This is a genomic window from Providencia sp. PROV156 (genome assembly GCF_028480905.1).
In the GTDB taxonomy this organism is placed as follows: domain Bacteria; phylum Pseudomonadota; class Gammaproteobacteria; order Enterobacterales; family Enterobacteriaceae; genus Providencia; species Providencia hangzhouensis.
The window spans coordinates 67531-82837 of the sequence record NZ_JAMPPE010000008.1 but is presented as its reverse complement, the minus strand read 5'-3'; the positions used below and the strand labels follow the sequence as shown (position 1 = coordinate 82837).

Genomic DNA, 15307 nt, shown 5'->3' with positions numbered 1-15307 from the left:
GTATTTTCCTCGATTAAATCACTTCTTTCGCTTGTAATGCACTGACTAGCTCTGTCGCACTGCTTAGCAATGTACATTGCCCCGCTCGTTTTTTGGGTTCTGAGACACTAAGCGTTTTAATTTGCCCTAATGGGGTAAAATCCATATCAGTAATATCGATAATATCTAACGTTTTTTTCTTCGCTTTCATGATATTAGGTAAAGTTGCATAACGAGGTTCATTGAGCCGTAAGTCTGTTGTGATGACCGCTGGCAATGGCATTTCTAACGTTTCTAAACCACCGTCAATTTCCCTCGTAACTTGCAGTGATTGCCCTTCAAGCTTAACTTGAGAAGCAAATGTCGCTTGCGGGTAATCCAATAATGCGCTGAGCATTTGGCCTATTTGATTGCAATCATCATCAATAGCTTGTTTGCCTAATAAAATAAGATCTGGCTGTTCCCTTTCTACGATTTGTTGAAGTAAACGCGCTATATCCAGTGGCTCTAGTGTTAACCCCCCAGATCTTTGGACTAAAATCCCACGATCAGCGCCAATCGCCATCGCACTACGTAATGTTTCTTGATAACCAATGTCACCGATGGAAACCACAATCACTTCTGTTGCTTTTCCCGCCTCTTTTAAACGCACAGCTTCTTCGACGGCAATTTCATCAAATGGATTAATTGCCATTTTGACATTCGCCAATTCAACCCCTGAACCATCGGCTTTTACTCTTATTTTGACGTTATGGTCTATCACTCGCTTCACTGCGACTAAAATTTTCATAGCAACTCCTATCCCAATTCTTCAACGATTGGTGGGTATGGTAATGTTCTAAAACCGTTTTTTAGGTTGAGAGAAACCGTAACAGTGATAGTTACACTGCTACTGGCTATCTCAATTTTTACGCTTTTTAATGCTAGTTTTTTATGAAATGGTTATTTTGTTGTCGGTAATATCAACCGATCTGCGACTGACATAGGCCATTTTTTAATCGCAACATAGTAAAGAATACTTGTTGCTACTAAGCCAACAATCCATGAAATATCGACACCACCGAGTTTTTCGACTAAAGGCCCGGTATAAAAACCTGTTGATATAAATGGTAATTGTATTAATACACCGGCAATGTAAGTGAATATCCCGACTTTATTCCAACGCCCATAGCGGCCATTTGGGTTTGCAAGTTCGGGAACGTCGTAGCGACCTTTAGTGACCCAATAGTAGTCAACTAAGTTAATTGCACTCCAAGGGGTAAAGAATGCAAGTAAAAACAATAAGAAAGCAGAGAAGAGTTTTAAAAATGAGTGCTGGCCCGCTAACCCAAGTAGTGTTGAAAAACTGACCATTAGAATAATAAAGAACAACCTTTGGCCACGAGAAATTTGGCTTTTCCCACGGAAACCACACCAAATCGCAGCCATAGACATAAAGCTACCATAGGCATTCAATGCAGTTATTGTCACTTTCCCATAGAAAATACTGATATACAGTAACGCCGCAATTAAACCTGTACTGCCTAAGCCCACAATATACGAGACTTCGTTACCCGCAAATTTATTGCCGGCAAGCGCTGCGGCAAAAACCCCTAAAATCATTGAGGCTTGCGTACCAATTACTGTGCCTGAACCCACAGCCAAGAAGGCTTTAATTGTCGGGGTTTTAGTCGGTAAATAACGAGAATAGTCAGCAACATAAGGCCCAAATGCAATTTGCCAAGAAGCAGACAATGACATCGCTAATAAAAAGTTCGTCCAGCTAAAATGGCGATTTTCCAGTAATACCGAAACATCATTCATATAAAACAGACGGAAAAATAGATAAAAGAACGTAATCACGCCGATAACGCTCGCTACTTTCCCTAAAATATGAATGATGCGATAACCACAAATTGTGATGCCGATAATCACTACACCAAAAATAATAATTCCAACCCAATCAGTCACATGTAACAACTGACCAACTGCTTGCCCTGCCAGCACGGTACCACTAGCAGAAAACCCGACATACATCATGCAAACTAATAAAATAGGGATGACGGCACCGTATACGCCAAACTGTACACGGCTCGAAATCATTTGTGGTAACCCCAATTTCGGCCCTTGCACCGCATGCAAGGCCATCACCGCACCCCCTAATAATTGGCCAATAAACAAGCCAATTAATGACCAGAATACATCTCCGCCAAGCACGACTGCCAAGGCCCCCGTTACAATTGCCGTTATTTGCAAATTAGAACCGAACCAAAGTGTGAATTGGCTCGATAAAGTGCCATGGCGCTCGGACTCTGGAATGTAATCGATGGAACGCGCTTCGATTAAGGGGACATTCTCCTGCCGGTTTTTTTGCCCTGTAGCGATGTCGTTTGAAACTGTCATGGTAACTCCTCTTTAAGCAAGGCTGGCTTAAAGAATGAACCAATTAATCGTAATGGAACCGAAATAACTACAGTTGTAAGGTACAGTTATTAAGCATTACGCTGGGTGATATTTTATCTGTTATTCACCCTGAATAACTAATTGAAATACATTCTTAAACCTGATTGTTGTTGTGTTTTTAATTCCATGATCCTGTTGTCAGGTAGTGCTTCCTGTGGTGCTCCATAAACGAGTAAACGCCTGTCCCGCTTACTCATTTAATACTTAAAATGAATTAGTGGGCGTCTAAAACAGCACGTGAAATAATAATTTTTTGTATTTCTGATGTCCCTTCAAAAATCCGTAAAATCCGTGCGTCACGCACATAACGTTCAAGAGGGAGGTCACGAATATAGCCGTAGCCGCCATGAAGCTGTAAAGCCGCATCCGTTACAAAACCCGCACACTCAGCAGCAAACAATTTCGCCGTAGCGGATTGCAAACTAAAACGCTCCCCTGAATCACGCAATTCTGCAGCTTGCCAAGTCAACATGCGAGCAGCCTCCAATTGCGTGTGCATATCCGCAATACGCCATTGAGTTCCTTGGTATGCGGCTAATGGCTTTTTACCAATTTGGCGTTCTTTTACCCAACCTAAAGCACTTTCCATCGCAGCCCGAGCAATACCGAGTGACGTTGCGGCCACTTCAACACGCCCTTTATCTAAAACTTCCATGGCGGTGTGGAACCCTTTATTTTCCTCTCCCAGTAATGCCGATTCCGGTAGCCAACAATTCAGCGCTAATTCATAAATCGTGCTACCCCTTAATCCCATGGTTTTTTCAGGTTGAGAAAATGCCACGCCTTCCGTGCCTTTAGGGATCATAAATGCGCTGATCCCGCGGGCTCCCGCTTCTACATCCGTTTTCGCATACAACACGATAAAGTCAGCCTCTTTGGCGTTAGTAATATAGTGTTTATTACCCCGAATACGCCATCCGCCATTTTCACGTACAGCCACAGTACGCATATCCGCTGGGTTAGAGCCCGCAGCCGGCTCAGTTAAGCCGAATGCACCTAATAATTCCCCAGCAGCGGCTTTTGGTAACCAATGATTTTTTTGCTCTTCTGTCCCACCAATTAAAATTGAATCTGTCGCCAAAAAATGCGCCGTTAGAGCCGATGACGTCGATGCACAAGCTGCTGCAACCGCTTCCACGACCTTGCTCATCGCCACACTGCCAATACCAAAACCGCCATACTGTTCAGGTAAATTAATTCCCCAACAGCCCATTTCCCCTAACGCTTGTAAACTTTCAGCACAAAAGGTTTCGGTTTCATCGTATCTTTGTGCATTTGGCTGTAAAATGTCATGGCAAACTTTTTCTACCGCATCTACAACCGCTTGTTCCGTTTCATTAATATCAAAGCTCATTGCATCGTCTCCGCATTTTTAATTGTTGTTTTCGCTGGTTTATAAACTAAGTTTGCCTCACCTAATTTCGGGGCACGGCGGGTCGAATGAGGTTTATTTCCATTAAAAAAAACCGGTTGAGAAACCAATGGTGTTCCTCCATCATTCAGGTACGTCAGTACTTTCCTCACTTCGGCATGTTCACTTTGTGTGGCTTGGTGCAAATTATGAATGGGTGAAGCAGGAACCCCCGCGTTTAATAATATGTCACATACCTCTTCAACCGTTTTTTGGCGTGTCCAACTTTCGATTTCTTTTCTAAGTTCAGCTTGATACTGCGTTCTGCTTGGGTCATCACCGTAGCGCGGGTCGTGGCATAACTGCGGTTTTTCCATACATTCGCAAAAGCGTTGAAATAGCTTTTCACTCGCAATCGCGATAACGACTAAACCGTCTTTTGCTTGATAGGTATCAAATGGCGTGGATACTGGGTGGCGGTTCCCCACTAAGCTCGGGGCCTTATCATTTGCAAATAAGTTTGAAAGCCCAGTTAACTGCATGCTCAATAAGACATCTACCATCGCCACATCAATATACTGTGCCGCTTCGCCATGACGCTCTCTCGCAAATAGCGCACTGCTTATCGCCCATGACGCAAACATCCCTGCACACACATCGCCAATTGACTCACCGCTACGTGTTGGCCCTGTTTCTGGGAACCCCGTAACACTCATTAGGCCTGACATCGCTTGTGCCACAATGTCATAAGCCGGGTAACTAGCAAGTGGGCTGTTTTGTCCAAATCCTGAAATACTGGCGTAAATTAATTTAGGGTTGTGCTGCTTTAAGCTCTCAAAATCGATACCAAGTCGTTGAGTCACACCAGGGCGAAAGTTTTCAACCACCACATCACTTTCTTTGACTAATTGAAATAAAATTGCTCGGTCTTCATCCGCTTTAAGGTCTAATTCAATACTGCGTTTACCTCGGTTAATCAAACCGTAATAAACACTTTCACCATCAATAAATGGCCCTAAATGGCGGCTGTCATCACCGTGGTTGGGCACTTCAATTTTGATCACTTCAGCACCAAGATCGGCCATCATACCGGTGCAATAAGGACCTGCTAACACACGGCTTAAGTCGATCACTTTGATCCCCGCCAGTGGCCCTTGTCTTTTCTGAGTTAACGCAGCATTCATACTGAATTCCTTATATTCCAGAAAGTTGCCGACCGATTAAGCAGCTGGCAAAGGACATTACTTCACCATCGGCAAGTTCAAGCCTTGCTCTTTCGCACAGTTAATGGCGATGTCATAACCTGCATCTGCATGGCGCATAACGCCCGTTGCAGGGTCATTATGTAAAACGCGCGCTAAACGTTTATCAGCAGCGTCCGTTCCATCACATACAATGACGACGCCTGAATGCTGCGAGAAGCCCATGCCAACACCACCACCATGATGTAAACTGACCCATGTTGCCCCACCTGCGGTATTTAACAGTGCGTTTAATAAAGGCCAGTCTGATACGGCATCAGATCCATCTTTCATGGATTCCGTTTCACGGTGTGGACTCGCAACAGAGCCTGAATCTAAGTGATCACGACCGATGACAATAGGGCCTTTTAACTCACCACTTTTCACCATTTCGTTGAAAGCACGCCCTAATCTTTCTCTGTCTTTTAAACCGACCCAACAAATACGTGCAGGGAGCCCTTGGAATGCGATACGTTCACGTGCCATATCGAGCCAATTATGTAAGTGTTTGTCATCTGGTAATAATTCTTTTACTTTTTGGTCTGTTTTATAGATATCTTCTGGGTCACCGGATAACGCGACCCAACGGAATGGTCCAACACCTTCACAAAATAATGGGCGGATATAAGCAGGAACAAAACCTGGGAAATCAAAGGCATTACTAATTCCTTCATCTTTTGCCATTTGGCGAATATTGTTGCCGTAGTCAAAAGCTGCTGAGCCACGTTTTTGCATCGTTAGCATCGCATCTACTTGTACTGCCATGCTTTTTTTCGCAGCTTTGGTCACTTCAGCAGGGGCAGTTTGTTGTTTTTCACGCCATTGGGCGAGTGTCCAGCCCTGTGGTAAGTAGCCATGTACTGGGTCATGGGCACTCGTTTGGTCGGTCACTGAATCAGGGGTGATATTGCGTTTCACCAATTCACTGTAAACATCAGCCGCATTACCTAATAGCCCAACAGAAACGGGTTGGCCATTGGCTTTGGCATCGTCGATATATTGCAATGCTTCATCAAGAGAAGTCGCTTTTTTGTCTACATAACGGGTTCTTAGACGAAAATCGATACGGCTTTCATCGCACTCGACCGCTATCATGCTAAAACCTGCCATAGTTGCTGCTAATGGCTGTGCTCCTCCCATCCCTCCAAGGCCACCAGTTAAGATCCAGCGTCCTGCGGCGTTGCCATTAAAGTGCTGTTTAGCAAGCGAAACAAAGGTTTCATAGGTGCCTTGAACGATCCCTTGAGAACCAATATAGATCCAAGAACCTGCCGTCATTTGGCCATACATCATTAAGCCTTTGCGATCTAACTCATTAAAGTGATCCCAATTCGCCCAGTGAGGAACAATATTTGAGTTCGCGATCAACACACGCGGAGCATCTGGATGGGTAGGGAACACACCAACAGGCTTACCTGATTGCACGAGTAATGTTTGGTCATCTTCCAATGTGGTCAGCACATCTAAAATTTTGTCATAACATTCCCAATCACGTGCTGCACGGCCGATACCGCCATAGACCACTAAGCTTTGAGGGTGCTCAGCAACATCTGGGTCTAAATTATTTTGGATCATGCGGTATACCGCTTCTGTCAGCCAGCTTTTACAGGTTTTCTCACTGCCACGTGGTGCGCGGATCACTCGAGTTGAGTCAGTACGATTTAACATGGTTGTATCCCCTATCATCCATTTTTAATTAACTTTAAATTAACAACTTTATTTATAATAATCTGCGAGATACCCAGTTAGTGGCGATGCACCTGCGTCTTCAAACTAATTAATTGATTATAAATCAATAAATTAATTTTCTATCAACTTGCTCGAGATTATCTATTCATTGAGAGCATTTATCGATGAAGTAAATATATATACATTTACTTCACAAAGTATATACATTTAAATTTGAAATTTTGTAGGAAGTGTGAAGGTTGGAATACGAGGGATGTTATACAACAACAAGTAGCTGTATGTTTCTAGAGAGAAAGTTGTATATACATTTGTTTTTATATATAGAAACAAGCAAATAACAAAATTGAGAGTCGCTTCACAGAACATTGTAACGATGTATAGAAGTAGATGCGCTATTTATTAGCCATTCACGCTTCTTGCAATTATTTCTTCTAAAAACAGGTTATTTTTCCTCCTGTTTAAAATCGGAGAATTTTATGAGCATCAACATTACTAATTTTTTTAATCGGGTAAGAAATTATTTTATCCCTAACAGCAAGAGAAACCTTGATATCACAAAAATAAATAAAACTCAGTTATCACTTCCTGCTTCAAAATTTAATTCTATACCTAAAGTTATTAATACCGAAGAAGAGGCTATTCAGTTTGCTGAAACTCATTATTTCTTACCTGAAAATTTCATACATAGAAAAGGGTGTGATACCTCACTAAATAATTTAACAACAGATAATCAACGAGTTGAATTAAAAATCAAAAAAGATATAAATTCTTTTTTTAATTCAAAAATTAAAAATCACAGTGAGACATTAACAAAAGTAAACAATAATTTAATTCCCTCTAGTCAACCAACAAAAAAATATTCATCCTTAAATCAAATCTGCCTTGATATACCAAGAATGAATATTTTTGTTAAAAATAAAGATAATAATCCAACTAGACTACAATCCATAATTGATATTAATAAATACCTAGGAAAATTACCGCCTTCACATATATGCCATATTTGTAATATTGCAAATCAAGCCCATTTGGCAGAAGGCACTATTAAAGCCTCGGAAATGATAAGAAAAACCCAATCCGAATTTCTATTTCAAGATCATGGCAAATCATCAATCATGATTAATATTTTAGATAATAATAATTATCAGGTAATATCTGAAGGTTACTTTAATTTAATCAATACAAAAACTGGAAAAAAAGTTAATAATTCAGAGGTTATAGCAGAAACGACGACTCATTTTACATTTGATGAACAGGATAAGTTAATTGCTGAAAAACAGGACAAGTTAACGCTAAAAATAAAAATTGAAACGAACCCACCACAGCTATAACTCGATAGCATAGCCAATAGCAATTTAATGATTTAATAAATAATTCACGTTGTGGCTAGGCGGCAAAATGAGGATATCTCGGGGAGCATACACAAGTATGTGCCCCAAATAGCTGAATGAAGCCAACAACGCCACAGCGTGAAGTATGACGAAAATTTTAGCCGCCGAGATACGCGCTTCTAACCGCCTCATTGGCTAAAAGTGCTTTACCGCTGTCTTCTAACACAATATGCCCATTTTCCAACACATAACCACGGTCTGCGAGCTTCAACGCTTGGTTGGCGTTTTGTTCGACAAGGAAAATCGTCATTCCTTCTTCACGTAGCTGTTGGATTGTATCGAAAATTTGCATAATGATAATGGGAGCAAGCCCGAGGGATGGCTCATCAAGCAACAACAACTCTGGCTGGCTCATTAAAGCACGGCCTATCGCTAGCATTTGTTGCTCACCACCTGACATCGTTCCTGAACGTTGGCTTCGGCGCTCATATAGCCTTGGAAACAACTTATAAACCCGCTCAATACGTTCTTGGTACTGTTGGCGATCAGCAAAAAAGCCCCCCATTGCGAGGTTTTCTTCCACAGTCATACGAGAAAATACACGCCGCCCTTCTGGTACTAGAGCAATGTCTTCACGCATAATTTTCGAAGTGGGCAATTGAGTGATATCCACGCCTCGGTAAATGACTTGGCCTTCCGATGCTCGTGGATCGCCACAAAGGGTACTGAGCAACGTTGTTTTCCCAGCGCCATTTGCTCCGATTAAGGTCACAATTTCACCTTTTTGGATATTCAAGCTAATCTCACGTAACGCTTGAATTTTTCCATAATGGGTAGAAACTTTTTTAAACTCTAGCATCAGTAAGCTTCCCCCAAATAGGCTTTTATCACATCTGGATGTTGGCGAATCTCACTCGGTGTGCCATTCGCCAATGGCGTTCCTTGATTCACGACATAAATACGATCTGAAATTCCCATGACTAATTTCATATCATGTTCAATTAATAGAATTGAAACATTATGATGAGTACGCAACTCAGCAATTAAGTCATCCAAATCATTGGTTTCTTTAGGGTTAAGACCTGCCGCAGGTTCATCCAGCATTAGAATTTCAGGACGAGTGACCATACAGCGAGCAATTTCTAACCGACGCTGCTGACCATAGGCTAAATTACCCGCTTGGCGATTTGCAAAGGGGAGTAAATCAACACGCTCAAGCCATTTTACCGCATTATCAAGCGCTTCAGACTCTGCTCGACGAAATGCAGGGGTTTTCAATAACCCAGAAAAAATGCCACTTTTTAAATGTTGATGCTGCGCCACAAGTAAATTTTCAATCACCGTCATTTCTTTAAACAACCGCACATGCTGAAATGTTCGGATGACACCAAGGCGTGCAATCGCCTGCCCGGTCAGTCCCTCAAGATGTTTTTCTCGATATAAAATCGTGCCACTGGTCGGCTTATAAAAACCGGTTAAACAGTTAAAAATGGTGGTTTTACCCGCCCCATTTGGGCCAATCAGTGAGACGATTTCCCCTTGATTAATAGTTAACTCAACATTATTGACGGCAAGTAACCCACCAAAACGCATTGTTAAGCCATTCACTTGTAACAAAGGCGTGGTTATATGACTCATACGCCCTCCCCTTCAGGGACTTTTTTCACCTGCATTTGACGGCGTTTCATCGGTAATAGGCCTTGTGGTCGCCAGATCATCATCAGCACCATTAGCGCCCCTAATAGCAGCATGCTGTATTGGTTAAGGTCACGCATCATTTCCCGTGATACAACTAAAATAATTGCGGCTAAAATAACGGAGGTTTGTGAACCCATTCCTCCTAAAACGACGATGGCTAACACAAATGCCGATTCCACAAAGGTAAAAGACTCTGGACTAATAAAACCTTGTCGTGCGGCAAATAACGTCCCTGCAAACCCTGCAAAGGCTGCACTGATAGTAAATGCGGTTAATTTTATTCGAGTTGGACTTAACCCTAATGAGCGGCAGGCAATTTCATCTTCGCGTAATGCTTCCCACGCACGACCTAATGGCATACGCAGTAACCGATTGATAACAAATAAGGTTAAAACCACTAATAGTAAAGCGACAAAATACAGGAAGATAATTCGGTCACCTGGGCTGTAATCTAAGCCGAAAAAGTTATGGAAGGTGTCCCAACCCTCTTTCGCGGTACGGCTAAATTCCAAGCCAAAAAACGTCGGTTTCGGTAATTGGCTGATCCCATTTGGCCCACCCGTGATTTCGGTATTATTCAGTAATAAAATACGAACAATCTCCCCAAAGCCAAGCGTCACTATGGCAAGATAGTCACCACGTAACCTTAGCACAGGGAACCCTAGTAAAAAGCCCGCTAACGCAGCGGTTAAACCTGCAATCGGTAAACTTTCCCAGAACCCAAAACCATAATAATGATTTAATAAACCAAAAGTATAAGCTCCGATGGCATAAAAACCGGCGTATCCAAGAACCAGTAATCCTGATAACCCGACAACCACATTTAGCCCTAAGCCTAGCATCACATAAATTAATGTTAGGGTGGCAATATCCACACTTCCGCGAGAAACAATAAACGGCCAAATAATTGCAGCAATAATAATTATAACCGCAAGAATTTTTTGCTTGGTTGTCGAACCATCAAAATCAGGAATAGCCCACGCCTTCTTAGGAACCCCTTGCCAAACTTTACTCAACGTTGGGCGAACCAATTGATAAACAAAGATCACCACAATGCCAGCAATGATCCAGTTCCAACGCACAGAATCCCCAACTGTCACGATCAGTTTTGTGCCATCGAGCGCAAGTTGCAAGCCCATCATAAACAGCGCCAGCACGAAGAAAGTCGAGGAAGCAACAACGGCATTAATCCAATTTTCTTTTCTCATACTTTTTCGACCTCCGGGCGTCCCAGAATGCCGGTTGGCATGATTAATAACACACCTATCAATAAACCAAATGATACAACATCTTTATATTCTGTACTTAAATATGCAGAGGTCATTGCTTCTGCAACGCCTAAGATTAACCCGCCTAACATAGCACCCGGAATACTCCCAATTCCCCCTAGCACTGCCGCGGTAAATGCTTTCATTCCTGCCATAAAACCAATATATGGGTTAATCACACCATAAAATTGCCCCAGCAGTACACCAGCTACAGCAGCCATTGCCGCACCGATAACGAAGGTCAATGAAATAACTCGATCGGTATTAATACCTAATAAGCTGGCCATTTTAAGATCTTCCGCACAGGCTCGGCAGGCTCTTCCCATCTTTGAATAGCGAATAAATAGCGTCAAAGCTAACATCGCAAGCACGGTAACCACCCAGATGGTCAATTGCATCTTAGTCACCGTGGCTTCAAAACCATCGCTTTCACCTAGAACCCATTGCCCTGTGATCAAACTGGGTAAGGCTAAATCACGGGAACCTTGTGACAGGCTGACGTAGTTTTGTAGGAAAATAGACATCCCGATCGCAGAGATCAACGCAATCAAGCGTTTAGAATGGCGAACTGGCCGATAAGCAACGCGTTCAATACTCCAACCATAGGCGCTAGAGACCACGATTGCCGCAATGAAGGCCGCAGCAACCAAGATCCAGCCGATATCGATCCCAAGCATCATTAAGCCTGCGATCACAATAAAAGAGACATAGCTACCTATCATGTACACTTCGCCGTGGGCAAAGTTAATCATCCCAATGATGCCATATACCATCGTATAGCCGATAGCTATCAATGCATAGGTACTGCCAAGGGTTAAACCATTCAGAAGTTGCTGAATAAAATAGAGAATTTGATCTGACATAAGACTATCCTTTCGAACTACTTGTCCTATATAGAGAGCAGAAGCCGGAAGTAAGTTACTCACTTCCGGTTCTTATTCGCTATGCTGGAACACTGCTGAGTACTATTTTACAGAGGTGGATGTCCCATCTTTGTGCCACTCAAATACACCGAACTCAAACCCTTTCAGGTCACCGTTTGGCTGCCAGCTTAATGTTCCCATGACCGTTTCGACCGGGTTTGCTTTCAAGTCTTTCACTAAATCTTCAGGCTCGATGCTGCCAGTACGCTCCATTGCCGTCGTTAAACCTTGGATAGCAGCATAAGTTGTCCAAACAAATGGCCCTGTTGGGTCTTCTTTCTTCGCTTTGATGGCATCAACAATCGGTTGGTTAGTCGCGACCTGGTCATAGCGTTTTGGTAAAGTTACCAGCATGCCTTCCGAAGCATCACCTGCAATATTCGATAATGAAGAGTTACCGACGCCTTCAGGCCCCATAAAGCGAATATTCAAGCCAGCTTGTTTAGCTTGGCGTAAGATTTGCCCCATTTCTGGGTAATATCCCCCAAAGTAAACAAAATCCACATTCTCTTTTTTCAATTTTGCGACTAAAGCAGAGAAGTCTTTGTCACCCGCTGTTACCCCTTCAAACATCACTTCTTTAACGCCGGCTTTATTGAGGCTTTCACGTACAGAGCGTGCTAAACCTTCCCCATATTGTTGTTTGTCGTGAACAACAGCAATACGGGTTGGTTTGATATCTTCCATAATAAATTTAGCGGCTGTTGGTCCTTGGTCTGAATCCAAACCTGTTGTACGCAACACCATCTGGTAACCACGCGTGGTTAAATCCGCATTGGTTGCTGCCGGGGTGATCATAATGACGCCTTCATCTTCATAAATATCGGATGCAGGCTGTGTTGAAGAGGAACATAAATGCCCAATAACATGGCGGATACCATCGTTAATGACTTTGTTTGCTACCGCAACCGCTTGTTTTGGGTCGCAAGCATCATCATATTCGACTGCCACTAATGTGTTTCCATTAATGTCACCTTTAGCATTAATATCTGCAATCGCTTGGCGCGCACCTGTAAATTCCATATCACCATATTGAGCCACAGGCCCCGACATCGCGCCAACAACCGCTATTTTAATTTCCTTTGCCCATCCAGCTGAACTGAATGCCATCGCAATACAGCCCGCTAATAATGCTTTATTCATATTCTTCATTTTATCGTCCCCGTCTTCATGGTTCTGAGTGTTTGTGTTTGATTTGTAGTAGATTATTATGGTTGACAGGTACAATGCCTGATATTTCAAAATACAGCGAATAAGGCTATATATTTCATAACATTAAACAAGATAATTATGCTAAATAGCAAATGGATATGGCAGGTTTTTACATTAGAAGCAGAATAAAAAACTGATGTGTTAAAGTAGGTTTTTTGTAAATACTAGTGTTATATTCGGGTTAAATTTAAATTAATCCGAGTGAAATTCGGAAAATTCAGTATCACCAAATTTTTCTCTCTAAAATCAAAAAATCGGTTGTAGATCACTCTGGCAGGATGAGTGACTGCAACTCTTACAGGGAAACAAACAAAATATCATGAGACTCACTATTATCCCGCTGGTCAATCCTACTGAGCAACAATATCTGGACTTACATAAAATCTGGCCTGACCAGAGCCCTTTTGAGCTAGCCAAAATGTGTAAAGCAGGTGAGCAATTTTATGCAGCTCGCTTTAATGACCGCCTTCTTGGCGCAGCAAAAATTACTGTGGATCATAACACCGCCACTTTGCAGGATTTTTGCGTACGAGAGGTCACTCGCCGACGAGGTGTAGGCTCATATTTATTAGAAGAAATTTGCCAAGCAATCCCTGATATTTCACTATGGAAATTTGACATTAGTGGGGTTGCCCGGCAAGAAAAAGAAGCAATGCAGCTCTTCTTGTCAGCAAATGGCTTTAATGCCACCGCACAACCTGATATATGGGAAAAACAGCATGAAGTTAAATAAAATTCACCATGTTGCTATTATCGCATCCAATTTTGACGTCAGTAAGGATTTTTATTGCCGTATTTTGGGCTTAAATTTACTTGAAGAACATTACCGTCCAGCAAATAATTCGTGGAAAGCAGACTTAGCTTTTGGTGAGCATTACCAAATTGAGTTATTCAGTTTTGTTAATCCTCCAGCGAGACTAAGTTACCCCGAAGCCACAGGGCTACGTCATTTAGCCTTCGGTGTCGATGATTTAGATAAATGGGTCGCTTATTTAACTGAACAAGGTGTGGCTTGTGAAGCAATACGGGTTGACCCCTACACGCAAAAGCGTTTCACATTTTTCACAGATCCAGATGGCTTACCACTAGAGTTATACAGTGATTAATTGAACAATCAAAAATGTAAAAATAGAAATGATTATCTGCATTTATCCACCTCTTAACAGGCAATAAATGCAGATAATTTTAGTGAGCAACGAATTGGCCAGTAATAAATTACATTTCGCTATCTTCGTCTTCTTCCATCGCCAAACGTAACTTCTTCATGGCGTTCTTTTCAAGCTGACGAACGCGTTCTGCAGAAACGCCGTATTTATCAGCAAGTTCTTGCAACGTTGTTTTGTTGTCATCGTCTAACCAACGAGCTCGGATGATATCCTGACTGCGCTCGTCCAAAGAGTCTAGTGCATCTGCTAAGCGATCAGTTGCATGGCTTTCCCAATTATCATCTTCAATTGAGCCGGCAAAGTCTGATGCTTTGTCTTGTAAGTATAAGACTGGGGCTACTGGACCACCAAAATCACTGCTGTCATCGTCATCTGACATATCAAATGCCATATCTTGTGCAGCCATACGTGATTCCATTTCACGCACATCTTTAGTACTTACCCCTAACTCTTGGGCAACCATATCGACTTCGTCCTGGTTAAACCAACCAAGACGTTTTTTATTCTTTCTTAAATTAAAGAATAACTTACGCTGCGATTTTGTCGTCGCGACTTTCACAATACGCCAGTTACGTAAAACGTATTCATGAATTTCAGCTTTGATCCAGTGAACCGCAAAGGAAACAAGGCGAACGCCAACTTCAGGATTGAAACGACGCACCGCTTTCATCAGGCCGATATTACCTTCCTGAATTAAATCAGCTTGCGGTAAACCATACCCTGCATAACTACGAGCAACATGAATAACAAAGCGCAAATGCGATAAGATCAGTTGCTTTGCAGCATCCAGATCACCATGGTAATGCAGCCGTTCAGCAAGTTCCTTTTCTTCCTCAGCGGTAAGCATCGGGTAAGAGTTAGCCGCCCGAACGTAGGCTTCAATACTCCCCTGTGGAACAAGAGCTAATGATTGCATGTCTTTGGTCATTCAGATCCTCAATAAAATAATAGAAAACAGATTAGTTTGTATTGATAACCGCATTGGTTAACCATGAGGCAAACACTTC

General features: G+C 42.3%; 14 protein-coding genes. 3 read left to right on the top strand and 11 right to left on the bottom strand.

Annotated elements, in window-relative coordinates:
* Nucleotides 1-13 precede the first annotated feature (13 nt).
* From PSF31_RS08025 to hutU, 5 genes are all read right to left on the bottom strand, one after another.
* Nucleotides 14-769 (bottom strand): electron transfer flavoprotein subunit beta/FixA family protein, encoded by a 756-nt coding sequence (locus tag PSF31_RS08025; protein WP_096864390.1) that lies wholly within the window; start codon nt 767-769, stop codon nt 14-16.
* Nucleotides 770-921: 152 nt separating this feature from the next.
* Nucleotides 922-2361 carry a purine-cytosine permease family protein gene (locus tag PSF31_RS08020; protein WP_096864389.1) on the bottom strand — a complete coding sequence of 480 codons (1440 nt, stop codon included), beginning with the start codon at nt 2359-2361 and terminating at the stop codon, nt 922-924.
* A gap of 274 nt (nt 2362-2635) precedes the next feature.
* On the bottom strand, nt 2636-3775 hold the full coding sequence (locus tag PSF31_RS08015; protein WP_004258492.1) for an acyl-CoA dehydrogenase family protein: 1140 nt from the start codon (nt 3773-3775) through the stop codon (nt 2636-2638).
* The gene (locus PSF31_RS08010) at nt 3772-4956 is read right to left on the bottom strand and encodes a CaiB/BaiF CoA transferase family protein (protein ID WP_164560888.1); all 1185 of its coding nucleotides are present in this window, start codon (nt 4954-4956) and stop codon (nt 3772-3774) included. The genes PSF31_RS08015 and PSF31_RS08010 overlap by 4 nt, the downstream gene beginning before the upstream one ends.
* A 57-nt stretch (nt 4957-5013) precedes the next feature.
* Entirely contained in the window at nt 5014-6681 is a 1668-nt protein-coding gene (hutU, locus tag PSF31_RS08005; RefSeq protein WP_036958037.1) for a urocanate hydratase, read from the bottom strand.
* A 497-nt stretch (nt 6682-7178) separates the two neighbouring features.
* Between hutU and PSF31_RS08000 the strand changes: the two genes are divergently transcribed.
* Nucleotides 7179-8033 carry a hypothetical protein gene (locus tag PSF31_RS08000; RefSeq protein WP_096864388.1) on the top strand — a complete coding sequence of 285 codons (855 nt, stop codon included), beginning with the start codon at nt 7179-7181 and terminating at the stop codon, nt 8031-8033.
* A gap of 157 nt (nt 8034-8190) precedes the next feature.
* Here PSF31_RS08000 and livF read toward each other — a convergent pair whose 3' ends face one another.
* The 5 genes from livF to PSF31_RS07975 all read right to left on the bottom strand — a co-directional run bounded on the left by livF (nt 8191) and on the right by PSF31_RS07975 (nt 13074).
* Complete coding sequence (gene livF, locus PSF31_RS07995; RefSeq protein WP_096864387.1) at nt 8191-8892, bottom strand: high-affinity branched-chain amino acid ABC transporter ATP-binding protein LivF; 702 nt, start codon at nt 8890-8892, stop codon at nt 8191-8193.
* Nucleotides 8892-9671, bottom strand: coding sequence for a high-affinity branched-chain amino acid ABC transporter ATP-binding protein LivG (livG, locus tag PSF31_RS07990; protein WP_004258513.1), 780 nt, complete (start codon nt 9669-9671; stop codon nt 8892-8894). The genes livF and livG overlap by 1 nt, the downstream gene beginning before the upstream one ends.
* Entirely contained in the window at nt 9668-10939 is a 1272-nt protein-coding gene (locus PSF31_RS07985) for a high-affinity branched-chain amino acid ABC transporter permease LivM (protein WP_094961471.1), read from the bottom strand. The genes livG and PSF31_RS07985 overlap by 4 nt, the downstream gene beginning before the upstream one ends.
* Nucleotides 10936-11862 (bottom strand): high-affinity branched-chain amino acid ABC transporter permease LivH, encoded by a 927-nt coding sequence (livH, locus tag PSF31_RS07980; protein WP_004258523.1) that lies wholly within the window; start codon nt 11860-11862, stop codon nt 10936-10938. The genes PSF31_RS07985 and livH overlap by 4 nt, the downstream gene beginning before the upstream one ends.
* 102 nt (nt 11863-11964) lie before the next feature.
* Nucleotides 11965-13074, bottom strand: coding sequence for a branched-chain amino acid ABC transporter substrate-binding protein (locus tag PSF31_RS07975; RefSeq protein WP_096864386.1), 1110 nt, complete (start codon nt 13072-13074; stop codon nt 11965-11967).
* 379 nt (nt 13075-13453) lie between these two features.
* Here PSF31_RS07975 and panM point away from each other — a divergent pair, with 379 nt between their 5' ends.
* Both panM and gloA2 read left to right on the top strand, forming a co-directional pair.
* Entirely contained in the window at nt 13454-13867 is a 414-nt protein-coding gene (gene panM, locus PSF31_RS07970; protein WP_096864385.1) for an aspartate 1-decarboxylase autocleavage activator PanM, read from the top strand.
* Nucleotides 13854-14240: an SMU1112c/YaeR family gloxylase I-like metalloprotein gene (gene gloA2 / locus PSF31_RS07965; RefSeq protein ID WP_004258531.1), complete on the top strand. Its 387-nt coding sequence runs from the start codon at nt 13854-13856 to the stop codon at nt 14238-14240. Before panM ends, gloA2 begins: the two co-directional genes overlap by 14 nt.
* A gap of 109 nt (nt 14241-14349) precedes the next feature.
* Here gloA2 and rpoH read toward each other — a convergent pair whose 3' ends face one another.
* Nucleotides 14350-15228: an RNA polymerase sigma factor RpoH gene (gene rpoH, locus PSF31_RS07960; protein ID WP_004258535.1), complete on the bottom strand. Its 879-nt coding sequence runs from the start codon at nt 15226-15228 to the stop codon at nt 14350-14352.
* Nucleotides 15229-15307: the final 79 nt, after the last annotated feature.

Coding starts and splice junctions, on each gene's coding strand:
- livG (WP_004258513.1), bottom strand. CDS start 9,671: ATGAGTCATATAACCACGCCTTTGTTACAAGTGAATGGCTTAACAATG.
- PSF31_RS08010 (WP_164560888.1), bottom strand. CDS start 4,956: ATGAATGCTGCGTTAACTCAGAAAAGACAAGGGCCACTGGCGGGGATC.
- PSF31_RS08015 (WP_004258492.1), bottom strand. CDS start 3,775: ATGAGCTTTGATATTAATGAAACGGAACAAGCGGTTGTAGATGCGGTA.
- PSF31_RS08025 (WP_096864390.1), bottom strand. CDS start 769: ATGAAAATTTTAGTCGCAGTGAAGCGAGTGATAGACCATAACGTCAAA.
- PSF31_RS08000 (WP_096864388.1), top strand. CDS start 7,179: ATGAGCATCAACATTACTAATTTTTTTAATCGGGTAAGAAATTATTTT.
- hutU (WP_036958037.1), bottom strand. CDS start 6,681: ATGTTAAATCGTACTGACTCAACTCGAGTGATCCGCGCACCACGTGGC.
- panM (WP_096864385.1), top strand. CDS start 13,454: ATGAGACTCACTATTATCCCGCTGGTCAATCCTACTGAGCAACAATAT.
- livH (WP_004258523.1), bottom strand. CDS start 11,862: ATGTCAGATCAAATTCTCTATTTTATTCAGCAACTTCTGAATGGTTTA.
- PSF31_RS07985 (WP_094961471.1), bottom strand. CDS start 10,939: ATGAGAAAAGAAAATTGGATTAATGCCGTTGTTGCTTCCTCGACTTTC.
- rpoH (WP_004258535.1), bottom strand. CDS start 15,228: ATGACCAAAGACATGCAATCATTAGCTCTTGTTCCACAGGGGAGTATT.
- PSF31_RS08020 (WP_096864389.1), bottom strand. CDS start 2,361: ATGACAGTTTCAAACGACATCGCTACAGGGCAAAAAAACCGGCAGGAG.
- PSF31_RS07975 (WP_096864386.1), bottom strand. CDS start 13,074: ATGAAGAATATGAATAAAGCATTATTAGCGGGCTGTATTGCGATGGCA.
- livF (WP_096864387.1), bottom strand. CDS start 8,892: ATGCTAGAGTTTAAAAAAGTTTCTACCCATTATGGAAAAATTCAAGCG.
- gloA2 (WP_004258531.1), top strand. CDS start 13,854: ATGAAGTTAAATAAAATTCACCATGTTGCTATTATCGCATCCAATTTT.